Origin of the sequence: Thalassospira sp. CH_XMU1420-2 (genome assembly GCF_037029325.1) — a bacterium.
Classification (GTDB): Bacteria; Pseudomonadota; Alphaproteobacteria; order Rhodospirillales; family Thalassospiraceae; genus Thalassospira; species Thalassospira povalilytica.
Window position 1 is genome coordinate 678,384 of sequence record NZ_JAYMEG010000003.1, and the last position, 21,937, is coordinate 700,320.

Sequence of the window (21,937 nt, forward strand, 5' to 3'; positions counted from 1 at the left end):
TGCAACCGGTCGAACCAACGTTCGACCGGTTTTTCATTGACCAAATTCGCAAACAGGCCTAGATGAAATCGGCAAAACATGCACAACATGCAAAACAGGCAACGCAATGTCGAGCGTCATTACCCGTCAGGATGAAATCCTGAAACTGCTGCGAAACATGGGAACAGTTCATATTCATGACCTGGCTGCCCTGTTTCATGCATCCCTTGATACCATCCGCCGCGATTTGCGCCAGCTTGAAGAGGAAGGACAGCTCCGCCGCATCCATGGTGGCGCGGTGCTTCCCAACAAGCCAAGCGAAACCTATGAAGAACGCGCACGTGATCTTCAGCCCGAACGCACGGCCATTGCCCAGAAAACCGCCCGCGATTTGATCCCGGATGACGCCGTGGTATTTTTTGACAGTGGCACCACCATTTGCGAAGTGGCACGGCACCTCAAACCGTCCTTTCGCGGCACGGTTATTACCGTCAACCCGATGATTGCCGTCGAGCTGGCCGCCCACCCGAACGCCCGGGTTATCATGCTGGGCGGTACGCTTCTGAAAAATGACATGGTCGTCTGTGGACCGACCACAATTGATGAAATCCGCAAATATAATGCAGATCTGGCATTGCTCGGGACCTGTGCCCTGCATCCTGAGTCGGGACTGTCCACCAGCCACCCCGATGAACGCGCATCAAAGGCCGCAATGATCAGCCAATCAGCCGAAATCATCGCTGTCACCACCGCCGACAAACTTGAAACCAGCCTGCCATTCCGGGTGTGTGATATTGATGCGATATCCCACCTTGTAACAGGTCGCAAACTTTCGGCCGGATATCTCAAAAACTATGCCAAGCGCGGAATGAACGTTGTTCAGGCCTGATTGCCCAAACGCCCAGTGACCGGAGCCACCAAAGATGCAAAATTATTCCCAGCCCCATAACCGGGTACGCACAATCTTCTTTTTGCATGGCGCTGCCTTTTCAAGCTGGGTGCCGCATATCCCCCTGGTGCAGGAACGGCTTGGCCTTGGTCATGACGAACTGGGTGGTATTCTGCTGGCTGCAGCCATTGGGGTGCTTGCCGTGATGCCGATCGCCGGCCGCCTTTCCGATCGCATCGGAAGCGAGCTGGTCGTGCGCTATTCCGGGCTGGCCTATTTCATCGCGGTTGGCATTCCGGTTTTCATGCAATCCTATGTCAGCATCTCTGTTGCGATGTTTGCCCTTGGATTTTCCGGTGCGTTTCTTGATGTGGCAATGAATGCCAATGGCCTGAATGTCGAACGGGTCAAAGGACGCAGCATCATGTCAGGCCTTCATGGCTGTTGGAGCCTTGGCGGCTTTGCCGGTGCCGGTATTGCCGCGGCATGGTTCGCCCTGCCCTTTGATAACAGCTATCACCTGCCCGTCATTCTTTCGGTCTTTCTGATCGCCCATATCATTGCCCAAACCAAACTTTTGTCCGACCGGGATGCAATCGCCATCTTGCAGGACAATCAGGAAACGGCAGACCATGCTGCCACCGGGAATGCGGGAACATCCGACGCGCAAAAGGACCGCCCCATGTTCCTGATGCTGCTTCCGTTCGGTGTTTGTGCCTTTATCGGGCAATTCGGCGAAGGCGTCATTACCGATTGGGCGACAGTCTTTATGAATAGCGAGCTGTCATCGGGTGCGACCATGGCCGCTGTCGGCTTTGCCATTTATTCCTGCGCAATGGCTGCAACCCGGCTGTCGGGTGATGCACTGGTGATGAAATTCGGCCGTGCACCGGTTCTTTTGACAAGCTCTGTTCTGGCATCCCTTGGCACCTTTATCATCGCCCTGTCACCGCATTATATCGTGGCCTGGATCGGGTGCGGCATTGCCGGCACCGGGCTTGCGGTTATTCTTCCGCTTTTGCTGTCGGCGGCATCAAAGGCCACGGGCAAAGGTGGCGGTGCGGTGGTGTCGATCATCGCGGCCACCGGTTATTCGGCAATCATGGCAGGACCGCCGATTATTGGCGCAATCGGTCAGGTGGCCGGCCTTGTCACAGCATTTGCCATCACCGCCAGCTTCCTTGCCCTGATTATCCCGGTTTACCTTCTGACCATGCGTGCACGGCTGCAATTCGCCAGCAATGGTTGATTGCGCATGAAATCTGTCCCATAAATTGGCCTGTCCACTCCTCGGGCAGGATCCAAGGTTCGCCCCGCCTCACAGAACAGAGTACAGATCATGGCCAATAAATTCGCCTATGGCACATTTCCCAGCACCCGGCAGCGTCGTAACCGCATGTCCGATTGGTCCCGTCGCATGGTCGCGGAAAGCCGCTTGACCGCACATGATCTGATTTTGCCGGTCTTTGTGATTGATGGCACCAACCAGCGCACCCCGATCCCGTCCATGCCCGGCGTTGAACGCCAGTCTGTCGATGTATTGGTCGAAACCGCCAAACATGCAGAAAAACTTGGCATCCCTGCCCTGGCACTGTTTCCCTATATCGAAGCGAACCTCAAAACCAAGGACGCGCGCGAAGCCTATAACCCCGACAATGTCGTCTGCCGTGCGACCAAGGCGATCAAGGATGCCTGCCCCAATATCGGCATCATCACCGATGTCGCCCTTGATCCGTTCAATTCCGACGGTCAGGACGGGATCGTCGTCGATGGTCAGATTTTGAATGACGAAACCACCGAAGCATTGGTCCGTCAGGCTCTTGTCCAGGCCCAGGCAGGTTGTGACGTTGTCGCGCCATCCGACATGATGGATGGCCGCATCGGTGCGATCCGCAAAACACTTGAAGGCGAAAGTCTCAAGAACGTTCAGATCATGGCCTATTCCGCGAAATACGCGTCCTCTTTCTATGGACCGTTCCGTGACGCCATCGGTTCTGCAAGCGCGCTGGGCAAGGCAGACAAGAAAACCTATCAGCTTGACCCTGCCAATAGCGACGAAGCGATGCGTGAAGTTGCCTATGACCTCGAAGAAGGTGCAGACTCGGTCATCGTCAAACCGGGTCTTCCGTATCTCGATGTTCTCTATCGCGTGCGCCAGGAATTTGGTGTGCCGGTTTTTGCCTATCAGGTATCGGGGGAATATGCGATGTTGCGGGCTGCGGGCCAGAATGGCTGGCTGGATTATATCGGCTGCGCGATTGAAACGCTTTCATGCTTCAAACGTGCGGGCGCATCCGGGGTTCTGACCTATAGCGCCATTGAAGTCGCCGAGGCGCTTGAAGGATAAGCCACGGCACACAATCCCGATCCAGAACACAAAAAAGGGCCTCAAACGAGGCCCTTTTGCATTTCCCGGGATCATAAAGCCAGATGATCAGGCACAACAGGCCGCTTCGCTGACCGGATCGGCGATACCATGGCCGATTGCACGCGCGCAGAAATGTGGCCGCAGACCGGATTTGGCAAAGACACTTTCGATATCCTGACCATCAAGGAATCCCCCCTGATGCACCAGAAGCGTCTTGATCCCCGATGCAAGACCGCCCAGGACATCCGTATGCACCGTATCGCCAACCATCAGGACGCGATCACGGCTGACATCCGGGTGGCGGCGCAGAACTTCTTCAAACACGTGATGATACGGTTTGCCGACACATTGGGGAATCACCCCGCATGCATCCGCCGCCAGATGGGCGAAATAGCCCGATTCCACGGACAGGAAGTCCCCCATTGGTGCACAGATATCCGGATTGCCTACCAAAATTGGCCGCGGATTGGCGGCAAGGCTTTGTTCCAGCATTTCCTGCTGCTGATCTGACCAGTTTTCCGAATCAATCAACAGAAAACCATCGACACGGTCATAGAGTGCGCGGTCCGCGCCAAGCGGCTCGACAGTGTCGGGCAAGACATGAAACGGCCAGTCCGCCGGGGCCATTGCCCCCCAATGGGTAATATCGGCATGTTCATGCATCAGTGGTGCAATGAATTGCTGGCTGCTGATCAGGTTGCTGTTGTCAAAATCAAATCCGCGCTTGCGATGGCGGGCAAGGATGGCCTCTGCCGAACTGGACGCATCGTTGGTGACAACGGCAATCTTCTTGCCCGCTTCCTGAAGCGTGGCGATGGTTTTTACAGCACCGGGAATGGCCGTCGGGCCGCTATTGAGAACGCCAAACGCGTCAAACACAATCAGATCAAACTGATCGGAAATCGCCAGAAGATTTTCGACATAGTCGGTTTTTGCCGGAACAGCATCAGCCTGCACTTGCGGCAATCGCGGCGCATATTGCAAATATGCGTCGATTGCCTGCGTAAAATTCAAACGCGGCCGATTGATGCTCATGGTCAATTCTCCTGTTCGTGCATTTGGTCGCGCAAGTTACGGTCTTTTCCGGCTGATTGCGACCCCAAATACATCCCAATTCCTGTTAAATGCGCGCAACTGCCAAAATCAACCGACACGCGTCGCGCAATTTCATTAGCCATGCACCATTAGCATAGCAATTAAAATTGCAAAAGAAGCCTCATGTAACCGTATTATCGCCAATTCATTGCAATTTGGTGACTTTCTGCGCTTTCCAAGCCGCTGCCATGCAAAAAACGCATTGGATTAACACAACAATCAGACGTAGATTGCCTTCACCAAATGAATAGGACGTATCGACTGGTAAATGCGCCATCAAGCAGATGATCATTCGATACATTGTAAACAAACCGACACGTCAAACCAGTTAACTATTCCTTCGCGGAATACCTTCGGTGAGAACATGCCGGTTATCTGAATAGACGCCGTGTGAAACGGCCGGTTTGAAATAGGTGATGAAATGATCGTAACTAAAATCTTCGCTTTCCTTCGCGCTCTTCGCGTTCAGTACCAGACCCAGGTTGCGCTGCGTAAACTTGATACGCGCGAACTGGCTGACATCGGTCTGAACCGCGACATGATCGACGATGTAGCACACCGTGTTGCTTTCGGTCGCTAAGCCACGACCGTAGCGTCCTTGAGAAAAACCCCGGCAGATGATCTGCCGGGGTTTTTCTTTGTCCGCATTTCAGCATCGTCAGTATTCAGCCACGTCCGCACTCATGCGGCCTCAACATCGTGGCGGCCCAATCGCCTAGCTTGCAAACAGGCCCTTATAGTCGTCGCGCAGGACATTCTTCTGGACTTTGCCCATCGCATTGCGTGGCAATTCTTCGACAAAGAACACCCGCTTGGGCACCTTGAAGTTCGCAAGCTGCGATTTGATGGCGCCGATTACCCCATCCTCTGACAGGGCCTCCTTGTGGGTCGGAACGATTATGGCAACAACCGCCTCGCCAAAGTCGGGATGTTGAACACCGATCACGGCACTTTCAACAACCCCTTCCATTTTATCGATCAGGGTTTCGATTTCTTTCGGATACACGTTAAAGCCGCCAGAAATCACAAGATCCTTGGCCCGTCCGACAATATGGACATAGCCCTTGGCGTCGATCTTGGCGATATCGCCGGTAATGAAAAAGCCGTCCTGGCGAAATTCTTCTGCTGTTTTTTCCGGCATCTGCCAGTAACCGGCAAAAACATTCGGCCCGCGCGCTTCAAGAACGCCGATCTCGTCGGTTCCCAGAACGTTACCGTCCCCATCACAGACGCGAACCTCAACATCGGGAAGTGCCGGGCCAACAGTATGAACAATACGCTCCCCGTCCAGCGGGTTGGACGTCGCCATCCCCATTTCCGTCATGCCATAACGTTCCAGCAAAGCCTTGCCTGTACGCTGCTTGAACGCAGTGAAAGTTTCTGGCAACAACGGGGCGGATCCCGATATAAACAAGCGCATGTTAGCGGTAACATCCGCATCAAAGTCATCTTCTGCCAGCAATCGCACATAGAATGTTGGAACACCCATCATCACCGTACTGCGCGGCAAAAGCGCCATGACCTCGTCACGGTCAAATTTCGGCAGGAAGAACATCTTTGAGCCCGACAACATCACACAGTGACAGGCGATGAAAAGCCCGTGGGTGTGGAAAATCGGCAAGGCATGCAAAAGGGTATCATCCCCGTTAAAGCCCCACAGCTTTTCAAGCGTTGCCGCATTGGACCACAGGTTCATCTGGGTCATCATTGCGCCTTTGGGCTTTCCCGTGGTGCCTGACGTATAAAGGATCGCGGCCAGATCATCATCGGCACAGGCCACAGGTGCAAACCGCCCGGATTGTCCGGCGGCACCATCCATAAGACTGCCATCACCCCTGGTGCCAAGTGTCAGAACATGGGTCACGCCCTGCTCCTTGGCGATTGCGGTGACTTCTTCCAATCGATGGGGCTGACAAACAAACACCACCGGAGATGCATTGCCCATGAAATATGAAAGTTCCCCGGCCTGGTAGGCGGTGTTCAGCGGCAAGTAAACCAAGCCAGCCCGGATGCACCCCAGATACAGGAACAGTGCCTCGGGGGATTTATCGACCTGAACAGCCACCCGATCCCCTTTGCGCGCACCAAGTGACGTCAACAAACCGGCAATCTGTGCCGATGACGTATCCGCGTCGGCATAACTGTATGTCTTGCCGGTCGGCGTTTCGATCAGAACCGATGAAAGGTCTTTTGGAAACCGGTCACGGATACGCATGAAAAGGCTGTTGGTCACTGTATTGCTTCCCCGAAGATTGGTCTTTTGACCGACAGATCCCCTGCCGGTTCCGAATGCGGGCAACATAGTGCAATCAATCATTATCGGTAAACAAGTACCTTTTTACCGATAATGATATTTTCCAAACGCGACACCCCAAGAAAAACGGGTAAGCAGAGAAACTGCTTACCCGCACGGTAATCAATTAACCGTCGCAACTCGGTGCGCGGTCAGGCCACATAGGGGAATTCGCCATCCACAAACGGGAATGCTTCGCCAACCGTGACCTGCATTTCCGGGAAGAACCCGTTGAAGTGGGTCGCAAGTGCGTTGCTATAGGCCCCAATATGGCCAAATTCGATCCAGTCCCCTTCGCGGATATCCGCCGGCAAGGAAACAGCCGCTGGCAACACATCCATATTATCGCAGGTCGGGCCATAAATGGTGAAATCAAGCGTTTCATCTTCGATGAATTCACCATTGATCCGCATGGGCCGCACCGGATATCGAAGCTGCCCCGTCACGGTTTCAGACAGGCTTCCATACACACCGTCATTGATAAACAGGGTATCTTCCTTGCGCAGGTGAACCTGGGTAATCAGGGAAATGCCACTTGAAACAAGTGCACGACCCGGTTCGCACATAAAGGTCGTTTCGGGCATATCAAGCCAGCGAATGCAATCCTTGATCTCGTCCATGAATTCTTCAAGGCTGGCACCGCGCTGGTTCATATACTGACCCGGGAAACCGCCACCGACGTCGATGTGTTTGACCTGAACACCTGAGAAATCGACAACCTGGCGGATCAGCTCAACCGCGATCCGATAGCCGTTCGGCGTGGTGCATTGCGACCCGACATGGAAGCAAAGACCGGCTTCATATCCGTATTCATCAACCTTCTTAAGAAGCTCTGCGGCGACCATCGGACGCGCACCAAACTTCGCCGACAGGTTATAGGTCGCCCCGGCCGGGGGCGTTGCCAGGCGCACATGAATGACAAGGTTCTTGTCGCCTTCGGTTTCTTCGCGGATTTTCTCGAGCTCTTCGATCGTGTCGATGACATAGTGATCAATGCCATACACACGATGCGCATTCCGGATGGCATCGCGGCTTTTGACCGGATGCATGAAATAGGCCTTCATGCCCGGAAACTGGCGACGCACCAGCGAAATTTCTTCTGGCGATGCCGTGTCGAAATGTCGAACACCCCCTTCATGGAGATAGCGCATCACTTCGGGATGCGGATTACATTTCACGGCATAAAGGACGTCGCCCGGGAACATTTCGACAAAGCGCTGCGCTGTTTCTCGAAGAATATTGGGTCTGAGACAATAAACCGGATAGGAAGGCTTGAGTTCCTTAACAACATCGAACGTCGTATCGAAATGACGTGGCATAAATACTCCATCGTTTGCGAAATGCTGGCGCCCAGACACGTACCGCCGCCGGGCTGGCCTTTTTGCACGACAAGGTTATCAGCCCTTTGCGAAACTGTCATGCCTGTAAACACGAATTGATCTTGATATTGCGGCATCCTGTCGATAATTTGGTAAACCAATACCGAATAACCAATATCGTGTGCCCCACGCAAAAAAGCGCAACCACACACAACCCACAGGGAGCCTGAAATGCCTTTCGAACCGAACCTTGATCCGATGTCTTTGGCGACGGAACTCTCCGGCCACCACCTGATTGATGGCAAACTTGTTGCCCCCAAAAACGGCAAGACCTTTGACGTCATCAACCCGGCCACCGGCAAGGTTATCGGTCAGGCAGCCGACGGCGATGCCGACGATGTGGCAATTGCAGTTGATATTGCCAAGAAAGCGCAGAAAGACTGGGCAGAGCGCCCTGCCCGTGAACGTGGCAAGCTGGTTGCCGAATGCGGTCGCGTCCTGATGGCCCATACAGAGGAACTCGGACGACTGGTCGCCCTGGAATCGGGCAAGGCGCTGCGCACTGAAAGCCGCGTCGAAGCATCGGTTCTGGCCGACATGTTTGTCTTCTTTGGCGGGCTTGCTTCGGAACTCAAAGGTGAAACCGTTCCCTTCAACCCCAACATGATGACCCTGACCACCCGCGAAGCCGTTGGTGTGGTCGGCGCCATCATTCCGTGGAACGTCCCGCTACTTCTGATGGCGATCAAGGTTGCCCCGGCGCTGGTTGCCGGCAACACGGTTGTGGTGAAATCCGCCGAAGACACCCCGCTTACCGTGCTGCGCGTCTGCCAGATCATGCAGGAAATTCTTCCGGCTGGCGTTTTGAACATCCTGTCGGGCTTTGGCCCGTCTTGCGGTGGCCCGCTTGTGGAACACAAGGATGTCAAAAAGGTTTCCTTTACCGGATCGGTTGAAACCGGTCGCACGGTGTATAAGGCCGCGGCTGAAAAGCTGATCCCGGTCACCCTTGAACTTGGCGGCAAGTCGCCGATGATCGTGATGGATGACGCCGATCTCGACAAGGCGGTTGCCGGCGCAATCGGCGGCATGCGCTTCACCCGTCAGGGTCAGAGCTGCACCGCATCGTCACGCATGCTGGTTCATGAGAAACTTCATGATGAGTTCGTCAAGCGACTGATTGACAAGGTTAATACCCTCAAAATGGGCAACCCGCTTGATGAAGAAACCGATATCGGCACCATCATCAACCGCAAACAGTTCGACAAGGTATGCGGCTATATCGATATCGGGGAAAAAGAAGGTGCAACCAAGCACGAGCTCAGCACCCTTCCCGCGGACGCCGAGCTTTCCGACGGCCTTTTTGTCCGCCCGGTAATTTTCACCAATGTTGACCCGAATGCCCGGATCGCCCGCGAAGAAATCTTTGGCCCGGTTGCCTGCGTCTTCAAATTCAAGACCTTTGAAGAAGCCCTTGAACTGGCAAATGACAGCGACTTTGGCCTTGCGGCAACGGTCTGGACCACGGATCTGAAAACCGCCCTTGTCGCCACCAAGCGCCTTGAAGCTGGCTTTGTTCAGGTCAACCAGAACCTTGTTGTTCAGCCGAACCTGTCCTATGGCGGCATCAAGTTGTCGGGACTTGGCAAGGAAGCATCGCTTGAAAGCATGCTTGAACATTTCACCTACAAGAAAACCGTCATTCTGAATATGGAATAACGCCCGATCCCCAAACCAGGCGTTCCACTTGGCCGGGTTGCGGTACACGCAACCCGGTTTTTCTATTGCGGCACTTGACCTTGGGCGACTTATCCGCAAAGCTGCCGCTTGAAAACACATCTTTAACCCAGAAAGAACATGGCTATGTCTGCATATACTGACATCCTTTCATCGCATTCCCGTCCGACGCTTCGTGCCGGTGCGATGGCCATGATTATGGGGATTTCCGACCTGCGAATGTGATCCCTGTCATCTGCGGATGACAGGTCCGGTTAACTACCGTTATTCACCCACCACATGATATTATTGCCACCACATCACACCGATGGTGGCCGCAGGAGCATGGAAATTATGACTGTTTCCTATCACGATATTGTACGCGCATCCGGCTTGCTTGATGGCATTGTCGCCAAAACACCACTGGTAAAATCACTTACGCTTTCAAGTATTTGCCAGGCAGAAGTTTATCTTAAACTTGAAAACCAGCAATATACCGCCTCGTTCAAGGAACGTGGCGCCTATGTCAAACTTGCCAGCCTGACGCCCGAAGAACGCGAAAACGGCGTTATTGCCGTTTCGGCCGGAAACCATGCCCAAGGTGTTGCCTATAACGCCAAGCGGCTTGGCATTCCGGCAACCATCGTCATGCCCAAAAACACCCCCTTTACAAAGGTCCATCATACGCGATCCCACGGGGCGGAAGTTGTCCTGACCGGGAATGTGTTCGCCGAAAGCCTTGAGGCCGCCGGACGCATTCAAAAAGAGCGCGGCCTGACCTTTGTCCACCCGTTTGACGATGCCCATATCATTGCCGGCCAAGGTACGGTCGGGCTCGAAATCCTGAACGAAAATGTCGATATCGACACCATCGTCGTGCCGATTGGCGGTGGTGGCCTGGCATCGGGGGTGGCAACGGCTGTCAAATCACGCCGCCCCGATATCGAGATTATCGGTGTCGAGACCAAGCTTTATCCCAGCATGTATGAGGGCATTCGCGGCGAAGAATATACCGGCGGTGGTGTCACCATTGCCGAAGGCATTGCGGTCAAACAGCCCGGTGGTCTGACGCTTGAAATCTGCAAGGAAAAGCTCGACGACGTCGTACTGGTTGATGAAAGCAGTATCGAACGGTCCATCCAGATGCTGATCGAGATTGAAAAAAGCGTGGTCGAAGGTGCCGGTGCGGCGCCGCTTGCGGCCCTGCTTGACCATCCCGAAAAATTCAAGGGCAAGAAAGTTTGCCTGATTGTCAGCGGCGGCAATATCGATACCCGCCTTCTTGCCCAGGTGCTGATGCGCGGCATGGCCCGTCAGGGACGTCTTGTTCGCGTTCGTATTGAAATTCCCGATGTGCCGGGTGCGCTGGCAACCATCAGTTCGCTGATCGGCGAAGAAGAAGCCAATATCATCGAAGTCTATCACCAGCGTCATTTTTATGACGTGCCGGCAAAACAGACCGACGTCGATATGGTTTTGGAAGTCCGTGATACCGTCCATGCCCAGCAGGTTATCGAACGCCTGATCAAGGTGGGATTTGGCGGGCGCCTGCTTGGCAACACATCACTCGATTGATCAGGCCTGACCTGATCGACTGCCAAACGACAAAGGGCCGCCGGTATGTCACCGCGGCCCTTTTTCTGTGTAAACCCGATCACATGATCGCCAGCAGATCAGTCACCCAGGCTGCGATACCGACCGCCATAATAAAGTAACGGCGCACCGGTTTCGCCCATCACCAGTTCGCGGACATGACCGACGATGATGCTGTGATCGCCGCCTTCATGAAGGGCATGACGTTCGCAGGTCAGTGCCGCAACACTTCCTGTCAGGCGCGGCATGCCAAGACTGTCATCTTCATAGGCCACGCGATCCCAGCCATCCTGCCCCGGCGCGGAAAACAGTTCGGAGACCTGCTGTTGGCTTTGGCTCAGGATATTGATGCAAAACCTCTTTGCGTCCCCGGTAAACAGCGCATGCGTTGCCGCACGGTGATCAACCGAAAACAGAACCAGTGCCGGATCCAGTGAGACCGAAGCAAAGCTGTTGATGGTAATGCCGGCTTTTGCACCGTCTGCAGCGCGGGTGGTTACCACAGCAACACCGGTTGTGAATTGACCAAGGCAATCGCGAAAATCGCGCGCAGAGAAAGACATATTGAAGGCAGCTCTCGTATACAAATATGGATGGTTGACGCACGCTGAATGGAGCTTGGGGAAAATGGCGTCTAATCATCCCGCTGTCAAACCTAACTCGCAGCTAATTTAAACGCGATGTTAATAAGATTAAAACTTAATAAGAGCATACAGATATCAGAAACATGTTTTGCAGTGCCGCAGATGACAGATGTTTCAATGAACTCGGGGTTGATCGTTCAGGTATCTGGCTTGGGCTAGCGGAGAAGAAAAAAGAATGTTCTTGATCATTGGCTATATCGTCGTAATCGGCTCTGTCCTGGGTGGCTATCTGCCGCATGGCGACTTTGGCATTCTCGTACAACCGCTTGAAGTCTTGATCATCTTCGGCGCAGCATTCGGTGCATATTTGACAGCCAACCCGCTTGGCATCGTCAAAAAATCATTCACCTATACCCTGCGCGCCATGAAGGGCCCCAAGAAAAAGGCCGCATATCTGGAACTCCTGATATGCCTTTATGCCATTTTCCGTCTGGCCAAATCCAAGGGTGATCTGGCGCTTGAAAGCCATGTCGAGAACCCGGAAAGTTCCAGCCTGTTTTCCAACTTCCCGAATCTGATGAAAGATCATCACGCGATGGAATTCATGTGTGATTATCTGCGTCTGCTGACTTTGGGAACCACCAACGCCTATGAACTCGAGGCGGTGATGGATCAGGAACTAGACACCCACCACGAAGAAGAACACGCCGTTGCATCGGCCGTTCAGACCGCGGGCGATGGCCTTCCGGCACTTGGTATTGTTGCCGCGGTTCTTGGCGTGATTGTGACCATGAGCTCGGTGACCGAACCGCCTGAAATTCTCGGCGGCCTGATCGCAGCGGCCCTTGTCGGTACGTTCCTTGGTATTCTTGGCGCATACGGCTTTGTTGGCCCGACCGCATCGATCATCAAGAACACGGTTGATTCCGATGGCAAATATTATGGCTGTATCAAAGCCGCACTGATCGGTCACATGCAGGGTTACGCCCCACAGGTTTCGGTGGAATTCGCGCGCAAGACCCTTCCCCATAACCTTCGGCCCAGCTTCAAGGAACTTGACGAAGCGCTGCAAGATGCGCCCACAGCTTGATCTTGAGCCGGGAGCTTTGGTTTAGAGGACAACGCAGCACATGCCCGATATCGTTATAAAAAAGATCAAAAAAGGTGGGCACGGGCACCATGGCGGTGCCTGGAAAGTTGCCTATGCCGACTTTGTGACGGCAATGATGGCATTCTTCCTGTTGCTGTGGCTGCTTTCAAGCGCGACCGAAGAACAGCTTCAGGGTGTGTCGATGTATTTCACACCTGAAACCATATCACAGAATGATTCTGGTTCGGGCGGCTTGCTCGGCGGGACCAGCCTTGCAGAAGAAGGCGCATTGCGCTCCGAATTCGGCATGCCAACTGTCAGCATGGACATCCCGCCTCAGCAGTCCCCCGACGAACGCGAAGCCATCCGTGTTGCCCAGATGGAAGAACAGGAATTCAACGAGGCCAAGGAAGAACTCCTGAAGGCCATCGATGAAAGCCCGGAACTTCAGGGTCTTGAAAAGAACATCCGGATCGAGGAAACCGACGAAGGTCTTCGGATCCAGATCCTTGATGAAGACGGGACCGCCATGTTCCCGAGCGGCAGTGCCGATATGGCTGAACATACGCGGCTTCTTCTCGAAAAGGTTACCGAGGTCATTGAAAAAATGCCCCAGGATATCTCGATCGAAGGCCATACCGACGCGGTACCGTTTAACCGCCTTGACGGTTATTCAAACTGGGAACTGTCGACAGACCGTGCACTGGCCACGCGTCGCGCCCTTCAGAACCTGGGTCTGGAAACCGCCCGCTTTGCCAAAGTCGCCGGTCTTTCGGATACCGATCCGCTGGTACCTGATGATCCCAAAAATGAAAGAAACCGTCGCATCAGCATCACGCTTTTGCGTGGTACCGGTGAACGCGCCGAACTGGGATCAGATGGACCGAATGGCAATGGCACTGGCACCCCTGCTAACGGTGCATCCCCGGCCCAGCAATCCGAGACACCGGCCAATGGTGCTGCCCCGCGTCGTCCGACATTCGGCGTGCCGTCACAACCATAAACATGTGGCGATGTCACAGATTTGAATGCCCTTTTGGCTGCATGACCTTTAAACTGTCACAAACAGCACTTAATCTCATAATATAGATGATCGCGTGTGATCGGGATTGAGAATACCAGATGACAGTCAACCAGCGCCGCCTTACGCAGCATTACTTCATGACGGCCCCGATGCCGTGTCCCTATTTGCCCGGACGATTTGAACGTAAGCTGGTGACCGAATTGCGTGGCCCCGAGGCCAACAATATTCACGATCTGCTGTCGCGCGCCGGTTTCCGTCGCAGCCATTCCATCGCCTATCTTCCGGCGTGCAGCGATTGCAATGCCTGTGTTCCGGTGCGGGTAAGATGCCCGGACTTTGAACATAGTCGGTCATTCCGCCGCATCCAGAACAAGAATAGTGACCTTACGCGTTCCATCCTGCCGCCGACAGCCACACAGGAACAGTACCAGCTGTTCAGCACCTATCAGGATGCCCGCCATGGCAATGGCGATATGGCCCGGATGGATGCGCGCGACTATCGCGCCATGATCGAAGACAGCACGATTGATACATCGATCTATGAATATCGTCGCGCCGACAACAGTTTGATTGCCGTTGCACTGGTGGACAATCTTGCCGATGGGCTATCCGCGGTTTACAGCTTTTTTGACCCGGCAGAACACAAACGCGGTCTTGGGACCTACATCATCCTTGACCTGATCGAAGAAGCACAACTTCTTGATTTGCCACATATCTATCTGGGTTACTGGATCGGTGACTGTCGCAAGATGTCCTACAAGATGCGCTTTCAGCCGCTTGAAGGGTTCCGGGACGGGCAATGGGTGTCGATGAGCGACACCGGACCCGATACCTGTGCATAGGATGGGCTATCCTTCTTTCGTATCATTCTACATTAGACTAAAGTCCTAGAAATCAGCTCGATCCCCGGTTGCCTGCATCCAAAGACGCATATAAGCTCCTTACAAAGCCGGTTAACCGGCTTTGATACATATAAATCATGAGCTTGCATCTTTGGGAGGCTGTAACTAATGAAACGTCGCCAATTTCTTTCTGGCGCTGCCGTAGCAGGTGCGACTGCTGCCGCATCCACTTTTGCCAAACCGGCACTTGCCCAGGACGTCCGTGAATGGCGTATGGTCACCACCTGGCCGAAAAACTTCCCGGGTCTTGGTACCGGTGCGAACCTTCTTGCTGAATACATCACCAAGGCATCTGATGGTCGCCTGAAAGTTACCGTTTTCGGTGCGGGCGAAATCGTCCCGGCATTCGAAGCCATTGACGCTGTTGGCAACGGCACCGTCGAAATGGGCCACGGTGCGCCTTACTACTGGAAAGGCAAAGTTGACGCGACCCAGTATATCGCAGCAATGCCGTTCGGTCTGAACGCTCAGGAACAGAATGCGTGGTTCCAGTGGGGTGGCGGTCAGGAACTTGCTGACAAGGTCTATGCCGAACTGAACTGTAAGTTCTTCCCGTCGGGGAACACCGGCACGCAGATGGGTGGCTGGTTCAACAAGGAAATGAACACCATTGCAGACTATCAGGGTCTGAAAATGCGTATTCCGGGCCTTGGTGGCGAAGTTGTCAAAGCGGCTGGCGCAAACGTTGTGAACCTTCCGGGTGGCGAAATCCCGCCGGCACTTCAGTCCGGTGCGATTGACGCGACCGAGTGGGTTGGCCCGTATAACGACCTGGCATTCGGTCTTTATAAATCGGCGAAATATTACTACTACCCGGGCTGGCACGAGCCGGCGACCGTTCTTGACAACTTCATCAACCTGGATGCATGGAATGCGCTTCCGGATGATCTGAAGGCCATTGTCGAACAGGCAAACCGCGCTGTTAACCAGATGGTTCTGTCGGAATTCACCGCTCGTAACGTTCAGGCACTCGACACCCTGCGCAACAAGCATAATGTCGATGTTCGTCCGTTCTCTGACGACATTCTGACCGGCCTTGGCAAACTTTCGGGTGAGGTTCTGCGTGACCTGGTTTCTTCGAACCCGCTGTCACAGGAAGTCTTCGAAAGCCTGATCGCCTTCCGTACCCAGTCGATCGCATGGTCGAAATTCTCGGAATCGGCATTTGCCCAGGCACGTGTTCTGCCGTTCAAATACTAAGTCTTCCATTTCTGGAAACGATCAAGGGCCGGCAATTTGCCGGCCCTTTTTCTTTGCCTCTTGCACATGAGAAGACGGCTGGAATTCCCAGACGTGTCCCCTCCTCGATCCTCGGATTGCGCAATAAAAAAAGGCACCCGTTCGGGTGCCTTTCTTTGAAATGGTCATCTGATATCTGATCAGAACAGAACACTTGGCAGCCAGGTTGCCAGCCACGGGAATGCCGCGACAAGGCAAAGGCCCAGCATCTGGATCATCACAAACGGAATGATACCGCGATAGATATCAAGCGTCTTGATCGCTGCCGGTGCCACTCCGCGCAGATAGAACAGCGCAAAGCCGAATGGCGGTGTCAGGAAGCTGGTCTGAAGGTTGATGGCGATCATCACGCCCAGCCAGACCGGATCGATATCCATCTTAAGCAGGATCGGGCCGACAATCGGGATCACGACAAACACGATCTCGATAAAGTCGAGGAAGAAGCCCATGAAGAACATCAGCAGCATGACCACCAGCATGGCACTGAAAACGCCACCCGGAAGGTTATGCAGCAATTCTTCAACCAGATGATCCCCGCCAAGACCGCGGAACACCAGCGAGAACACTGACGCGCCAAGCAGAATGACAAACACCATCGCGCTGACCTGAACGGTCTGGCGCACAACATGGCGCAGAACCGCCATATCGAGGCGCTTGTAGAATGCCGCCAGGACAATCGCACCGATCGAGCCGAATGCAGCAGATTCAGTAGGCGTCGCAATACCGGTCAGGATCGAGCCAAGAACAGCAACAATCAGAAGTCCCGGAGGCAGCAAGGCACGCAGAACTTCCCCCCACAGGCCTTCCGGACGTTTGCCTTCGACCAGTGCCGGGGCTGCCTTGGGATCAATCAGCGACTTGATAATGATCCAGGTGATATAAAGTGCGACCAGCAACAGTCCCGGAATGAAGGCACCTGCAAACAGGTCCATCACCGAAATCGGTTCGGGTGCCCAGTTGCCAATCGCACGCTGTGCTTCGGCATAAGCGCCCTGAAGGATATCACCCAGAAGAACCAGAACGATTGACGGCGGAATGATCTGACCAAGCGTACCGGACGCACAGATCACACCGGTCGACAGTTTCGGATCGTAACCGGCCTTCTGCATCGCAGGCAGGCTGAGCAGGCCCATCGTCACAACAGTCGCACCGACAATACCGGTCGATGCTGCCAGCAACATGCCGACAATCACCACCGAAATGCCAAGACCGCCGCGCATGGTGCCAAACAGCATACCCATGGTGGTCAGAAGCTTTTCGGCGATCCGCGCGCGTTCAAGCATAACCCCCATGAACACGAACAGCGGAATTGCCACATAGAGTTCGTTGGTCATCACACCGAAATAGCGTGACGGCAACGACCCCAGAAGCGGCATGTCGAATGTACCCATCGCATTGCCGATAAGGGCAAAAGCAAGACCGGTGCCCGCAAGCGAGAAAGCAACCGGAAAACCAAGAAGAAGCACGCCGCAGGCCACGGCGAACATCACCAGGCTAAGAATTTCACCCGTCATCAAACGCCCTCGTGTTCTTCTTCTTTGATTTCAAATTCTTTGTGACCGGCAAGTACCAGAATACTGCGCGCAGCAAGCGAAAGCCCCTGAAGCAGCATCAGCACACAAAACACCAAAATCACCGATTTATACAGGAACAGCCCCGGAAGACCGCCCGTCTCGTGAGATCCTTCAAGACGGTGCCAGCTCGTCGCAACATACGGATAGCTGTACATCAGGATCATGACCAGTACCGGGGTCATCAGGAACAGGGACCCGAAAAGATCAACCCATGCCTTGTATCGTGCCGAAGCCGGACGATAGAAAACGTCCACCCGAACATGGCCGCCGTGCAAAAGCGTGTATCCCGCCCCTACCATGAACATGATGCCGTAAAGCCACATATAGCTTTCCTGCATCGATACCCAGCCAACCGCAAAGCCGTAACGCAATGTCGCAACCAGAAACGTGATTACGACCATCGGGATTACCAGCCAGGCTATCCCGCGACCGATCCAGTCATTCAGACCGTCTATCGCGTGGACGAAATTTCCCAGAAATCTCACTTTTCACTCCCAAGCCCTTATTGAATCACACAGGAATATTGCGGGCTTCCTGTTAATCAGGTTGCGAAGTTACATTTTAACCACCCAAAACGCCATATCTTTTGGCACGCAATTCCGCCATTTCTCGCCAAATTCTCAGCATATGATGTTGTTTGCATCTTCGCGGGCCGGTTTCAGGCATAAAAAAAGCCGGATGGCGATATTCCATCCGGCTTTTGATGCATTAATTCGGGTCTGTTTTCGTTATTCGAACTTGTTCGAACGCGGGAACCCGTTTGGCGGCAGTCGCCCGGCACCGGCGCGTTTGCCGGTCCATTCGGCAAGTTCGGTGACGGTTCGGGTCCGCCCTTCGCTGCCGCCCATTGCCCAGCTCAGACCGTCTTCCAGATTAAACAGGATAAGGTCAGAAAGACCGCCCTGACGGTATTTCTGCAAGATGACGCCGCGGCCACGGGTCATTTCCGGCACTTCATCAACCGGATAGATCAGCAATTTGCGGTTATCACCAAGAACCGCAACATGGTCCTTTTCAACCGGGATGAAGATTTTGGCCACTTCACCGGTTCCAAGGTTCAGGACCTGCTTGCCGTTTTTGGTCTGGGCAACAACGTCTTTTTCCGCGACCTGGAAGCCGCGTCCGGCAGAACTTGCCACCAGAAGATTGCGGCCTTCCTTGTGAACCACCATCGAAACAATGTCATGTTCCTGGGGCAGATCGATGGAAAGACGGATCGGTTCGCCATGACCACGACCGCCCGGAAGCTTGTCGCAAGACATGGTATAGCAACGCCCCGCCGTCGACAGGATCAGAAGCTTGTCTGTCGTAAAGGCCTTGATGGCAAAGCGATGTTCGTCGCCATCCTTGAATTTCAGATCACTGATATCGGCAGTGTGCCCTTTGAGGGCACGGATCCAGCCCATTTTCGAACAGATCACCGTAATCGGTTCACGTTCGATCAGTGCTTCAAGCGGCACTTCGATTTCTTCCGGGGCATCGCCAATTTCCGTGCGACGTTTGCCAAGCGCGGTTTTCTTGCCGAAATTCTCGCGCATTACTTCGATTTCATCGCGGATTTTCTCCCAGCGCAGCGTTTCGCTGGCAAGAAGTGCTTCAAGCCCCTGCTTTTCTTCGGTCAGCTTGGCATGCTCGTTCTTGATTTCCATCTCTTCGAGCTTGCGCAACGACCGCAGACGCATGTTCAGGATCGCATCAGCCTGAACTTCCGTCAGGTTGAAGGCCGCCATCAGCGCGTTTTTCGGTTCATCCTCGAACCGGATGATGCGGATCACTTCGTCAAGGTTCAGATAGGCAACAAGATAGCCTTCCAAAACTTCAAGACGATGATTGATCTTTGCCAGACGATGGTTTGAACGACGGATCAGCACATCCTGACGATGGGCAAGGAACGCACGCAACACTTCGCGCAGGTTCATCACCCGCGGCGTATTGTCGGCATCCAGAACGTTCATGTTCAAGCCGAACCGGATTTCCAGTTCGGTATTCTTGAACAGCATTTCCATCAGATGTTCCGGTTCGACCGCACGGGTACGCGGTTCAAGAACCAGACGGATGACATCAGTTGATTCATCGCGCACGTCATTAAGCAGCGGCAGCTTTTTGGCCACCATCAAATCGGCGATACGTTCAACCAGTTTGGCCTTCTGCACCTGATAGGGAACCTCGGTCACGACGATCTGATACAGACCGTGGCTCAGTTTTTCGACTTCCCATTTCGCGCGCAGTCGGAACGATCCGCGCCCGGTGGCATAGGCTTCAAGAATATTTTCATGCGGCTCGACCAGAACCCCGCCTGTCGGGAAGTCCGGCCCCGGCACGCAACGCACCAGTTCGGCAATCGATGTTTCGGGCTTGTCGATCAGCTTGATCAGGCCCGCACAGATTTCACCGACATTGTGCGGCGGAATATTGGTCGCCATACCAACCGCAATGCCCGCGGCCCCGTTTGCCAGAAGGTTCGGGAACGCTGCCGGCATGACAACGGGTTCCTGCTCCTCCCCGTCATAGGTCGGGCGGAAATCGACTGCATCCTCGTCCAGACCGTCCATCAGGGCGGCGGCAACGGCAGTCATGCGCGCTTCGGTGTAACGCATTGCCGCGGCGTTATCGCCGTCAATGTTGCCGAAGTTGCCCTGACCATCGACCAGCGGATAGCGTACCGCAAAATCCTGGGCCAGACGGACAAGTGCGTCATAGACCGACTGGTCACCATGCGGGTGATATTTACCAATCACGTCACCAACCACACGTGCACATTTCTTGAACCCCTGTTCCGGGTTCAGCTTGAGCTGACGCATGGCATAAAGAAGACGACGATGCACGGGCTTAAGGCCGTCACGTACATCAGGCAGGGAACGCGACATGATTGTCGACATCGCATATGCGAGATACCGTTCGCTTAGCGCATCAGCAAGTCGGGTTTCCCTGATTTGACCGGCGCCGGCCGGTTCGGAAGTCTTGGTGCTCATGAACGATTTTTCTTGTTGCTTGGCAGAATGGACAGGTGCAAGGGCATTCTAACCCCGAATGTCTTGCGATATTGGCAACATACTACGCTGGGCATAGGCTTGGTCAACAGATGCGAACCAAATTGACCAATTTATTTTTCATCATCCCCTGACAGCCGCCAGACATGGCTGACCAGCCGGTCGCGCGCGGCCACCGGTTTTATGCCCTTGGCTTCGAAAATATCGCGGTGAATGAAAAAACCGGTCAACTTCAACCCGTCACGCAACTGTTCAAGCATATCGGCATCCGCGCGTGGTCCCGACGCCCGCCCAAGGGCAAGAAACGCCGGCAACGGCAAAAGACGATCGCGATAGGCCTGCCCGGCGGCCTCGCTAACTGCTCGGCCGCTTTTCGGGGAAACATAGGCAAGGTCACTGGCAAGATCGGTCGCGGCACATCTTTGAAGATCAAGGCCATAGCCTAGTTCTTCCAAAAGCCCCACTTCCCAGCGGATATAGGCCGGCAACCACTGGTCAAGCTTAAGAGCAGCCATCAGGGCCACCGTGCCATGATAAAGATCGGGATGGGCTTCGCGTTCGGGCAATGTTGCATCCAGCATCGCACAGGCAGAACTCATTGCCATCAGCGGGCCCGGCTGCAACAACAGATCCGCGGCATGTGCGCCGGTCAGTTCACAACGAAACTGCCCCAGATGTTCGGCAAGGCGGGCCGACCACCCTACCCTGATTTCATTGCCCGGCTCCAGGGTGCCGCGCATTGATTTGCTCATGGCGCCACGGACCATACCGGCATGGCGACCATAATCCCGTGTCAGGACGGATAACCGGACCGAACTTTCGCCCAGTTTGCGTGTCGAAAGAACGATGCCATCATCACGCCAATCCATCGCGGTCTCTTAGAAATAACCGCTGGGCACGATCAGACGGGTCACCAGAAAGAACATGCCCAACAGACAGGAAAAAAGTGCAAAGATCGCAATACCGAACACCACTTTACGCAGCCATGAACGGTTTTCGACCTCGTCTATGGCCTGATCGATCGGATCGATTGAATTTGGCGTCATCAGTTTGGTCCTCCGCCCGTCATTTTCCAGAACAGGCCAAGCACAAAGATGCCAAGCGCAACCAGAAGCGCAATCAGATTAAGCGGGCGATGCAAAAAGGATTTTTCGCGTTGCACAGCGTTATAATCGCGGCGGTTACGGAACGGTCGTCTGGCCACACGGGCAACAATCATCGCGGCAGCAGCGCCAACAACAATCATCACGACACCCCAGAATGATCCGATTTCCATTATCTA

Annotated in this window: 20 protein-coding genes; 10 read left to right on the forward strand and 10 right to left on the reverse strand. The window is 54.2% G+C overall.

Translation table 11 applies throughout. The features are described 5' to 3' along the window. Positions 1-106: 106 nt before the first annotated feature. From WA429_RS12850 to hemB, 3 genes are all read left to right on the forward strand, one after another. Positions 107-868 (forward strand): DeoR/GlpR family DNA-binding transcription regulator, encoded by a 762-nt coding sequence (locus WA429_RS12850; protein WP_287464995.1) that lies wholly within the window; start codon positions 107-109, stop codon positions 866-868. A gap of 34 nt (positions 869-902) precedes the next feature. Beyond that, positions 903-2,117: an MFS transporter gene (locus tag WA429_RS12855; RefSeq protein WP_287464994.1), complete on the forward strand. Its 1,215-nt coding sequence runs from the start codon at positions 903-905 to the stop codon at positions 2,115-2,117. Between the two features lie 90 nt (positions 2,118-2,207). Then, positions 2,208-3,215, forward strand: a complete 1,008-nt coding sequence (gene hemB / locus WA429_RS12860) for a porphobilinogen synthase (protein ID WP_068519004.1) — start codon at positions 2,208-2,210, stop codon at positions 3,213-3,215. 87 nt (positions 3,216-3,302) lie between these two features. On the opposite strand, the gene WA429_RS12865 is transcribed toward hemB, so the two are convergent. After that, on the reverse strand, positions 3,303-4,271 hold the full coding sequence (locus tag WA429_RS12865) for an HAD-IIA family hydrolase (RefSeq protein WP_287464992.1): 969 nt from the start codon (positions 4,269-4,271) through the stop codon (positions 3,303-3,305). 481 nt (positions 4,272-4,752) lie between these two features. On the opposite strand from WA429_RS12865, the gene WA429_RS12870 reads away from it, so the two are divergent. Next, positions 4,753-4,911 (forward strand): DUF1127 domain-containing protein, encoded by a 159-nt coding sequence (locus WA429_RS12870; RefSeq protein WP_082817820.1) that lies wholly within the window; start codon positions 4,753-4,755, stop codon positions 4,909-4,911. Positions 4,912-5,046: 135 nt separating this feature from the next. On the opposite strand, the gene WA429_RS12875 is transcribed toward WA429_RS12870, so the two are convergent. Together WA429_RS12875 and WA429_RS12880 are read right to left on the reverse strand one after the other, a co-directional pair. Continuing rightward, positions 5,047-6,564, reverse strand: a complete 1,518-nt coding sequence (locus tag WA429_RS12875) for a malonate--CoA ligase (protein ID WP_287464991.1) — start codon at positions 6,562-6,564, stop codon at positions 5,047-5,049. Between the two features lie 212 nt (positions 6,565-6,776). After that, positions 6,777-7,943: a type III PLP-dependent enzyme gene (locus tag WA429_RS12880; protein ID WP_068519001.1), complete on the reverse strand. Its 1,167-nt coding sequence runs from the start codon at positions 7,941-7,943 to the stop codon at positions 6,777-6,779. A 231-nt stretch (positions 7,944-8,174) separates the two neighbouring features. On the opposite strand from WA429_RS12880, the gene WA429_RS12885 reads away from it, so the two are divergent. Further along, the gene (locus WA429_RS12885) at positions 8,175-9,662 is read left to right on the forward strand and encodes an aldehyde dehydrogenase family protein (protein ID WP_287464990.1); all 1,488 of its coding nucleotides are present in this window, start codon (positions 8,175-8,177) and stop codon (positions 9,660-9,662) included. A gap of 351 nt (positions 9,663-10,013) precedes the next feature. Next, a complete protein-coding gene (locus tag WA429_RS12890) occupies positions 10,014-11,234 on the forward strand; it encodes a threonine ammonia-lyase (protein ID WP_287464989.1) in 1,221 nt (406 codons plus the stop codon). 98 nt (positions 11,235-11,332) lie between these two features. Here the strand turns inward: WA429_RS12890 and WA429_RS12895 are convergent, their stop codons facing one another. Further along, on the reverse strand, positions 11,333-11,815 hold the full coding sequence (locus tag WA429_RS12895) for a flavin reductase family protein (RefSeq protein WP_068518998.1): 483 nt from the start codon (positions 11,813-11,815) through the stop codon (positions 11,333-11,335). 256 nt (positions 11,816-12,071) lie between these two features. Between WA429_RS12895 and motA the strand changes: the two genes are divergently transcribed. From motA to WA429_RS12915, 4 genes are all read left to right on the forward strand, one after another. Further along, a complete protein-coding gene (gene motA, locus WA429_RS12900) occupies positions 12,072-12,926 on the forward strand; it encodes a flagellar motor stator protein MotA (RefSeq protein WP_068518997.1) in 855 nt (284 codons plus the stop codon). 40 nt (positions 12,927-12,966) lie between these two features. After that, on the forward strand, positions 12,967-13,929 hold the full coding sequence (locus WA429_RS12905; protein WP_287464987.1) for a flagellar motor protein MotB: 963 nt from the start codon (positions 12,967-12,969) through the stop codon (positions 13,927-13,929). 119 nt (positions 13,930-14,048) lie between these two features. Continuing rightward, entirely contained in the window at positions 14,049-14,792 is a 744-nt protein-coding gene (locus WA429_RS12910; RefSeq protein WP_228195547.1) for an arginyltransferase, read from the forward strand. 168 nt (positions 14,793-14,960) lie between these two features. Continuing rightward, entirely contained in the window at positions 14,961-16,052 is a 1,092-nt protein-coding gene (locus WA429_RS12915; protein ID WP_068518994.1) for a TRAP transporter substrate-binding protein, read from the forward strand. A gap of 179 nt (positions 16,053-16,231) precedes the next feature. Here the strand turns inward: WA429_RS12915 and WA429_RS12920 are convergent, their stop codons facing one another. The 6 genes from WA429_RS12920 to WA429_RS12945 form a co-directional block, all read right to left on the reverse strand. Further along, entirely contained in the window at positions 16,232-17,605 is a 1,374-nt protein-coding gene (locus WA429_RS12920) for a TRAP transporter large permease (protein WP_068518993.1), read from the reverse strand. Continuing rightward, on the reverse strand, positions 17,605-18,150 hold the full coding sequence (locus WA429_RS12925; RefSeq protein WP_068518992.1) for a TRAP transporter small permease subunit: 546 nt from the start codon (positions 18,148-18,150) through the stop codon (positions 17,605-17,607). Before WA429_RS12925 ends, WA429_RS12920 begins: the two co-directional genes overlap by 1 nt. 243 nt (positions 18,151-18,393) lie before the next feature. Next, a complete protein-coding gene (gene parC, locus WA429_RS12930) occupies positions 18,394-20,637 on the reverse strand; it encodes a DNA topoisomerase IV subunit A (RefSeq protein ID WP_068518991.1) in 2,244 nt (747 codons plus the stop codon). Between the two features lie 131 nt (positions 20,638-20,768). Further along, positions 20,769-21,524 carry a DNA repair protein RecO gene (recO, locus tag WA429_RS12935; RefSeq protein ID WP_068518990.1) on the reverse strand — a complete coding sequence of 252 codons (756 nt, stop codon included), beginning with the start codon at positions 21,522-21,524 and terminating at the stop codon, positions 20,769-20,771. A gap of 9 nt (positions 21,525-21,533) precedes the next feature. Further along, positions 21,534-21,701, reverse strand: coding sequence for a hypothetical protein (locus WA429_RS12940; RefSeq protein WP_156480870.1), 168 nt, complete (start codon positions 21,699-21,701; stop codon positions 21,534-21,536). Beyond that, on the reverse strand, positions 21,701-21,931 hold the full coding sequence (locus WA429_RS12945; protein ID WP_068518989.1) for a hypothetical protein: 231 nt from the start codon (positions 21,929-21,931) through the stop codon (positions 21,701-21,703). Before WA429_RS12945 ends, WA429_RS12940 begins: the two co-directional genes overlap by 1 nt. Positions 21,932-21,937 lie beyond the last annotated feature (6 nt).

What these genes read in the sequence shown, in the direction of transcription:
- recO (WP_068518990.1), bottom strand. Translation starts at nt 21,524, where the DNA reads ATGGATTGGCGTGATGATGGCATCGTTCTTTCGACACGCAAACTGGGC.
- WA429_RS12915 (WP_068518994.1), top strand. Translation starts at nt 14,961, where the DNA reads ATGAAACGTCGCCAATTTCTTTCTGGCGCTGCCGTAGCAGGTGCGACT.
- WA429_RS12880 (WP_068519001.1), bottom strand. Translation starts at nt 7,943, where the DNA reads ATGCCACGTCATTTCGATACGACGTTCGATGTTGTTAAGGAACTCAAG.
- WA429_RS12870 (WP_082817820.1), top strand. Translation starts at nt 4,753, where the DNA reads ATGATCGTAACTAAAATCTTCGCTTTCCTTCGCGCTCTTCGCGTTCAG.
- WA429_RS12855 (WP_287464994.1), top strand. Translation starts at nt 903, where the DNA reads ATGCAAAATTATTCCCAGCCCCATAACCGGGTACGCACAATCTTCTTT.
- WA429_RS12940 (WP_156480870.1), bottom strand. Translation starts at nt 21,701, where the DNA reads ATGACGCCAAATTCAATCGATCCGATCGATCAGGCCATAGACGAGGTC.
- WA429_RS12865 (WP_287464992.1), bottom strand. Translation starts at nt 4,271, where the DNA reads ATGAGCATCAATCGGCCGCGTTTGAATTTTACGCAGGCAATCGACGCA.
- WA429_RS12885 (WP_287464990.1), top strand. Translation starts at nt 8,175, where the DNA reads ATGCCTTTCGAACCGAACCTTGATCCGATGTCTTTGGCGACGGAACTC.
- WA429_RS12910 (WP_228195547.1), top strand. Translation starts at nt 14,049, where the DNA reads ATGACAGTCAACCAGCGCCGCCTTACGCAGCATTACTTCATGACGGCC.
- WA429_RS12945 (WP_068518989.1), bottom strand. Translation starts at nt 21,931, where the DNA reads ATGGAAATCGGATCATTCTGGGGTGTCGTGATGATTGTTGTTGGCGCT.
- WA429_RS12905 (WP_287464987.1), top strand. Translation starts at nt 12,967, where the DNA reads ATGCCCGATATCGTTATAAAAAAGATCAAAAAAGGTGGGCACGGGCAC.
- WA429_RS12895 (WP_068518998.1), bottom strand. Translation starts at nt 11,815, where the DNA reads ATGTCTTTCTCTGCGCGCGATTTTCGCGATTGCCTTGGTCAATTCACA.
- WA429_RS12920 (WP_068518993.1), bottom strand. Translation starts at nt 17,605, where the DNA reads ATGACGGGTGAAATTCTTAGCCTGGTGATGTTCGCCGTGGCCTGCGGC.
- parC (WP_068518991.1), bottom strand. Translation starts at nt 20,637, where the DNA reads ATGAGCACCAAGACTTCCGAACCGGCCGGCGCCGGTCAAATCAGGGAA.
- WA429_RS12890 (WP_287464989.1), top strand. Translation starts at nt 10,014, where the DNA reads ATGACTGTTTCCTATCACGATATTGTACGCGCATCCGGCTTGCTTGAT.
- WA429_RS12850 (WP_287464995.1), top strand. Translation starts at nt 107, where the DNA reads ATGTCGAGCGTCATTACCCGTCAGGATGAAATCCTGAAACTGCTGCGA.
- hemB (WP_068519004.1), top strand. Translation starts at nt 2,208, where the DNA reads ATGGCCAATAAATTCGCCTATGGCACATTTCCCAGCACCCGGCAGCGT.
- motA (WP_068518997.1), top strand. Translation starts at nt 12,072, where the DNA reads ATGTTCTTGATCATTGGCTATATCGTCGTAATCGGCTCTGTCCTGGGT.